The following is a 5,962-nucleotide window of genomic DNA, read 5'->3' as shown; positions in this document are numbered from 1 at the left end:
GGTACAGCAGCCGGCCGGGCTTGGAGTCGATGTCGTCGAGCAGCAGCACGCAGTTCACCGACCACGTGCGCGCGCCGCGGCCGGTGGCGAACGCGGCCCGCAGGTCGGCCAGGAACGCCGCCCACAGCAGCTCGGTGGCCTCCTTGCGGTCGGACTCGCTCGCGTCGTCCCGGGTGAGCAGGTTCAGCCGCACCAGCTCGTCGTAGGCCTGGTTGCCCGCGCCGTACCACTCCAGCCCCTCGCCCAGCACGACGCGACGCCCGCGCCGCCACGAGACCAGGCCGTCCAGGATCAGGTTCGGCGCGTACCGGGCGGCCGTCGTCACCCCCGGCACACCGCCCACCACCGGCACCGCGCCGGCCACGTCCTGCGCCAGGTTGTCCAGGAACGCGCGGAGCTGGTCCACCCGCCGGGCGTTCTCCAGCGCCGTCCGGATGCGCAGCCGGGCGGCCTGGCCCGGCGCGTCGATCTGCGTGGCGATCGCGACCTGGGCGGTGACGAACCGCGGGAACGGGATGGAGCGGTAGCCGGCGGCGTTGCGGTTGAGGTCGAACACGAGCAGCGAGAGCACTTCCCACGCGGTGGTCGCCTTCAGCTCGCCGCAGTCGATGCGCGCGTAGGGCGACTTGCCGCGCAGGTTGCCCTCCAGGGCGTCGAGCAGCGCGGTCTTCCCGCAGCCCTTGGGGCCGGTGAAGATCAGGATCGGTGCGCGGCGGGTGGTCGGGTAGCCCTTCGGTTCCGGCCGGGTCGCGAACTCGCGCACCAGGCCTAACGCCGGGTCCCTGCCGTGCAGCCTCAACGCGTCATCAGGCATCCGAACAACCCCCACGGACGAGCGGAACAACCATGATCACCCAGGTCGGGTGCGTTGTCACGGGTCCAGGCGGGGGGCTACCGACCGGTTCGGGCGCGGCGCGCGGGACGGGCGGTGTCAGGGACGGCGGCCGTCGGCCCCGCCCAGGTCCATCCCGCCCGCGCCGCCCTCGTCCTCGGGCGTGGACTCGTCCGGTCGGGTGTTGGCCGTGCCGCCGTGCTCGTCGGCGGCGGTCGGCCGGGCGTGCTCGTCCGCGAAGTCGGGTTCGCGCTCCATCTCGGCGGCGGTGACGGGGTCGATCTCGGGGGTGCTCATGCTCGTGGGTACCCGCTGGGGTGCTCCCCGAACTGCCCCACCCGCGACCGGCCCCGCCCCCGCCGTCCGGCTCAGACGCGCGTGAGCTGGAACTGCTGGTTCTGCCCGCCGTTGCACGCGTACTGCTTGAACTGGACGTTGTCCTGCGAGCTGCCGGGCAGGTCGAGGCACTTGCCGGAGTGCCGCGCGACCAGTCGCGAGTAGCCCGACCCGGCGTCCACCAGCGACCACTGCTGGTTCTGCCCGGAGCCGCAGCTCCACTGCACCACGGCCGCGCCGTCGGCGGTGCTGGCGTCGCTCACGTCCAGGCACTTGTTCGAGTGCCGGGCGATCACCTGGTAGTAGCTGCCGCCCGCCGACTGCAGGCGGAACTGCTGGTTCGTGCCGCTGCCGCACGGGTACTGCATCAGCGCCGCGCCGTCGGCCCCGCTGGCGTTGGCGATGTCGAGGCACTTGCCGGAGTGCCGCACCGAGATCCGGTTGTAGGTCTGGGCCACCGTCCCGACCGTGCCGGTCGCCGTGTCGATGGTGATCTGCCCGGCGTTGGACAGGCCCATCGAGGTGTTGCTCGGGAAGGTGATCGGCAGCCAGACGTAGCTGGAGTCGTTCACCGGGCCGTTCCAGGCGCCCGCCCACCGGTCACCCATGTACAGGTAGGACGTCGTCTGGGTGCCCTGGATCGGCAGCACGTACGCCGGTTGCGAGCCGTACGTGGTGGAGTCCCCGACGTTCTGCATGGCGCTCCACGGGCCGGCCATGCTGGTCGCGGTGGCGTACTTCGCCTGGTTCGGGGACCAGCCCGTCGCGGCGGAGGTCAGCATGAAGTAGACCCCGTTGCGCTTGAACACCGCGGGCGCCTCGCGGTGCCCGCCCGGCCACGGGTTGCCGACCAGCTGCGCGACACCGCGGTAGTCCGCGGTGAGGCGGTAGATGTGCAGGTCGTAGTTGTCCCGCGCGGCCGACACCATGTACGCCGTGCCGTCGTCGTCCTTGAACAACGTGATGTCGCGCGACATGTGCTGCCCGAGTGGGCGGAAGCTGCCCTGGTAGGTGTAGTTGCCGTCCACGGTGGAGGAGTACGCGACCGCCGCGCGGGCCTCGCCGTAGTTCTGGCCGTTCTCCCAGTGCATCCACATGACGTACTGGCCGGTGGAGGCGTTGTAGACGACCTTCGGGCGTTCCACCCAGGACGTCCGCAGCTCCGCGTGGCTGTTCTGGGTGAGGACGTTGTTGCGGAACTCCCAGGTCTTCAGGTCGGTCGACCGGTACACCGAGACGGCCTTGAACAGGTTGTCCGCGTACCGGTTCTCACCGAACCAGTAGTAGTAGCTGCCGACCTTGATGACACCACCACCGTGCGCCTGCACGAGGTTGCCGCTGGTGTCGGTGAACTGCACGCCCACGTCGACGGTGACGGGTGCGGCCTGTGCCGTGCCGCCGGGCAGCAGCACGACCGCCACGCCGACGACCGCGGCGGTGAGCGCCGCACGCCATCGGCTCGGGGACAAGCGGGACATCGGTACTCCCTGGTCCGGCCCACCGCGGGGAAGAGCGGCCGGCGGCCCGCGTGGGCCGAATCGGGCGCCGGCGCTTCCGGGCGACGGGTCAGGCCAGCGGCGTGGTGACCGTGAACGAGGCGTCACCGGCGAACGTGGCGTCGCCCGTCCTCAGGTCCAGCCGCATCTCGTAGTTGTAGTGCCGCAGGTAGCGGCCGGGGAAGTTGAACGACTCGAACGACGTGGTGCCGCCGCCCGCCAGCCCGGCCCGACCGCAGAACGTGGCGTCACCGCGGAACACCGCCGACCCGTCGTCACGGGCGAGCACCAGGCGCATGTTGTTGTGCCGCAGGTAGTAGCCGGGGAAGTTGACCGACTGGAACGAGTAGCAGGCGGCGTTGGCCAGGCCGGCGCCGATGGTGAACGTGGCGTCGCTGCGGTCGGTCGCGGTGCCGACCGGCTCGACGTAGGCGAGGTTGTGCCGGTGCCGCACGTAGCGGTCGGTGGCGTTGCCGGAGCGCAGCGACCGGGCGCCCGTCGGGACGGCGGTGCTGTCGCCGGAGTTCTCCCGCAGCACGGTGAAGTGCCGTGCGGTGCCGGACAACCCGGCCAGCTCCACCTTCGCGCCGAACGTGCTCAGGTTCGAGCTGTCGGCGTAGTAGTAGCGGTGGTTGCCGTACTGGTCGAAGTAGATCCGCCAGCGACCGTCCGGCAGCTGCACCAGGGCCGGGCCCTCCAGGCCGGAGCCCCAACCGGCCCAGTTGCCGGTGCCGACGAACTGCCACGGGCCGTTCAGCGAGGTGGCGGTGGCGTGCTCGACGTACTTGGTCGTCTCGTTCTTGAGGAAGTTGTGGTACGTGCCGCCGACCTTGACCACGAAGCTGTCGATGTAGTTGGCTGGGATGCCCAGCGGTGCGGGCGAGGTCCAGGCGGACAGCGTGCTGTCGGTCGCGGTGATCCGGTAGGGCCGGAACTGGCCGCCGGTGCCCGTGGTGGAGGCGGAGAAGATGACGTGCACGCTGCCGTCGGAGTCGCGGAACCACTCCGGTGCCCACGTGCTGCCGGTCGAGCCGTTCAGGCCCACGGTCACGTTGCGCAGGAACGTCCACGTCGTGTAGTCCGCGCTGCGGGCGAAGCCGATCGTGTTGCCGGTCCAACCGGTGGTGTAGACGATGTAGTAGTAGCCGTCGGTGTGCCGGATGACGCTCGGGTCGCGGATCAGCCCCGACGGCGGCGTGTAGGCGTTGCCCCGGACCAGGGTGAAGTTGGTCGCGTTGGCCGAGTCGTAGACGTACATGTTCGACTCGCTGCTGTTGGTGAACGCCGTCATCACGTAGTGCGGCGCCGGACCCGCGGCCTCCGCCGCCGGCTGGTGCACCAGCACCGAGGTGACCAGCGTCGTCGCCACGAGCAGCAGGCCTGCCCGGAGTCTCTTCATGCCCGGCTCCCGGTGGTGCGGTCGGTGCCGGGTGAGCAGGTTGGCGTCATTGCCTCTCCTGTTTCGGGTGGGGGTCCGGTTCGCGGCTCGGCTCAGCCGCGGTCCGGGGGCAGACCGGGCACGCGCGGGGCGCGGTCGGACGCCGCCACGCCGCGGACGGGACGTCGGCGGCGGGTGGGCGACGAGTTCATCGTTGATCTCCTCGACGGAGTTCGCGGGCGGCGCGCGGTACCCGGGCGGTGCGTCGACGCAGGCTTCGACGCACCGATGCATGTTTGCGCAAACATCGCGTGGCCGAGTCAGTGTGTGAGGTGGACCACGAAGGTGTCAAGGGCACCGTCTCGCAGGTCGGACCAGCGCCTGCGCGGGGCGCAACGCCTTGGTCCGTGTGCGCGACGCGGGCACGTCCTAACCGACCGGTCGGTTGCACGCGCATCCACGACGCCGTACCGTTGCAGTGTTCGCGCCCCAACCGCTACGCGGAGCGACAATTGGGTTGAGCAATAGCTCGGTTGCCGGTTCTTGTACCACGACCGAGGAGCTCGCCTATGGGCGACAACGCCTGGACAATCCCGCCCACCACCGTCACGGCCAGCGTCCGCGGCGGTGTTCCCGTCATCGGGGTGGTCGGTGACATCGACATGGCCTGCGCGACACCGATCCGGGATGCCGTCGCGGCCCAGCTGCACGACCGGCCGGCCAACCTGGTCATGGACCTGACCGAGGTGGGCCTCTTCGGCTCGACCGCCATCCAGCTGCTGGTGGAAGCGGTCACCCGGGGTGAGGACCAGGGCACGGTGGTGGTCGTGGCGACGAACCGGCGCGGCGTGCTGCGCAGCGTCGCCATCACCTCCGTCGACGCCATGGTCGCGATCCACCCGTCGGTGCAGCACGCCCTCGCGGCGCTGTCCTCGGCGGAAGCGCCGACGCGCAGGCACAGGTCCGACGTCCACTGAGCGCTGCCCGGTGCCGCCCGGCACCGGGTCACCGGGAGATCAGCTCGCCGCGATGAGCGCTTGCGGCGCGGCTTGCTTGATGCGGGTGCGCAACCAGGTCAGCTGGCGCGCGGTGTCCTGTTCGCAGGCGCCGACGACGTCGAGCAGCTCGCGGTCGCGCAACCCCTGGGCGGCCTGACCGACCACGGTCCACGTGATGTCGGTCAGGCTCGCGAGCGTGTAGAGGTCCTGGAGGTCGCGCAGCAGGCCGACCGGGCCGCCGCGGGTGGACTGCAGCCCGGTGGCGTGCAGCCGTTCCGGTTCGTTCTCGCGGTGTTCGCCGTAGCGCTCCACGACCGGCGCCAGCGCCTCGGCCTGCCGGTCGACCCGCGCGGCGAGCACCCGGCAGGTGTGCCACACGTCCGGTTCGTCGCCGTGGCCCTGGGCGACCTCGCGGAAGGCGTCGGAGAGGGTCGTCAGCGAGCTGTGCAGCAACCCCAGGTAAGTGGCCAGGTGCACGGGTTCAGCCCTTCTGCGCGAGGTGCGGCACGTGCGGCGTCCGGTCCGGGGTCGGCGGTGGCGCCGGCGGCTCGGCGGCCCCCACGTCCTCCCTCACGTCGTCCTCCCCCGTGGTCGGCGGCACGGTTGCCCCGTCGTGCGGCGCGGACGCCGTCGTGGTGGGCGCGGGCGCGGGACCGGCGCCGTCCGCGAGCTTGGTCACCCGCACCGCGCTGATCTTGAACAGCGGCTGCTTGGACACCGGGTCCCACTCGGTCGGGGTCAACTCGTTGGCCGCACGGGTGTGGCGGTGACCATCCGCTCCACTGCCTCCCGAACCGTCGTCGCCCGCGTCCCAGTAGCCGTAGTGGCCGGCCGATCGTGGCCGCGATGGCGTCCTTCTCGGCGCGGGTGGCGACGTTCACGCTCATCAGCGACTGCGCGCGTTCCAGCGCGGAGGCCTGGG

The 5,962-nt window shown here is 71.2% G+C and carries 6 protein-coding genes and 1 pseudogene; 1 reads left to right on the top strand and 6 read right to left on the bottom strand.

Going from position 1 to position 5,962, the window contains the following annotated elements; translation table 11 throughout:
• From AB0G02_RS26340 to AB0G02_RS26325, 4 genes are all read right to left on the bottom strand, one after another.
• Positions 1–814 (bottom strand): hypothetical protein (locus AB0G02_RS26340; protein WP_360798521.1); only part of this gene is annotated, 814 nt, incomplete at its 3' end.
• 117 nt (positions 815–931) lie between these two features.
• The gene (locus AB0G02_RS26335) at positions 932–1,129 is read right to left on the bottom strand and encodes a hypothetical protein (RefSeq protein WP_360798518.1); all 198 of its coding nucleotides are present in this window, start codon (positions 1,127–1,129) and stop codon (positions 932–934) included.
• Positions 1,130–1,200: 71 nt separating this feature from the next.
• Complete coding sequence (locus AB0G02_RS26330; protein ID WP_360798516.1) at positions 1,201–2,646, bottom strand: RICIN domain-containing protein; 1,446 nt, start codon at positions 2,644–2,646, stop codon at positions 1,201–1,203.
• Between the two features lie 88 nt (positions 2,647–2,734).
• On the bottom strand, positions 2,735–4,063 hold the full coding sequence (locus AB0G02_RS26325) for a glycoside hydrolase family 43 protein (protein WP_360798513.1): 1,329 nt from the start codon (positions 4,061–4,063) through the stop codon (positions 2,735–2,737).
• Between the two features lie 548 nt (positions 4,064–4,611).
• Between AB0G02_RS26325 and AB0G02_RS26320 the strand changes: the two genes are divergently transcribed.
• Positions 4,612–5,019 (top strand): STAS domain-containing protein, encoded by a 408-nt coding sequence (locus tag AB0G02_RS26320; protein WP_360798510.1) that lies wholly within the window; start codon positions 4,612–4,614, stop codon positions 5,017–5,019.
• A 39-nt stretch (positions 5,020–5,058) separates the two neighbouring features.
• Here AB0G02_RS26320 and AB0G02_RS26315 read toward each other — a convergent pair whose 3' ends face one another.
• On the bottom strand, positions 5,059–5,517 hold the full coding sequence (locus AB0G02_RS26315) for a hypothetical protein (protein ID WP_360798507.1): 459 nt from the start codon (positions 5,515–5,517) through the stop codon (positions 5,059–5,061).
• A 4-nt stretch (positions 5,518–5,521) separates the two neighbouring features.
• Positions 5,522–5,803: pseudogene (locus tag AB0G02_RS26310) on the bottom strand (nitrate reductase); the annotation flags it as partial.
• Between the last annotated feature and the right edge of the window lie 159 nt (positions 5,804–5,962).

Origin of the sequence: Actinosynnema sp. NPDC023658, assembly GCF_040639995.1 — a bacterium.
Lineage (GTDB): Bacteria > Actinomycetota > Actinomycetes > Mycobacteriales > Pseudonocardiaceae > Actinosynnema.
This window is presented reverse-complemented; position numbering and strand designations above follow the sequence as displayed.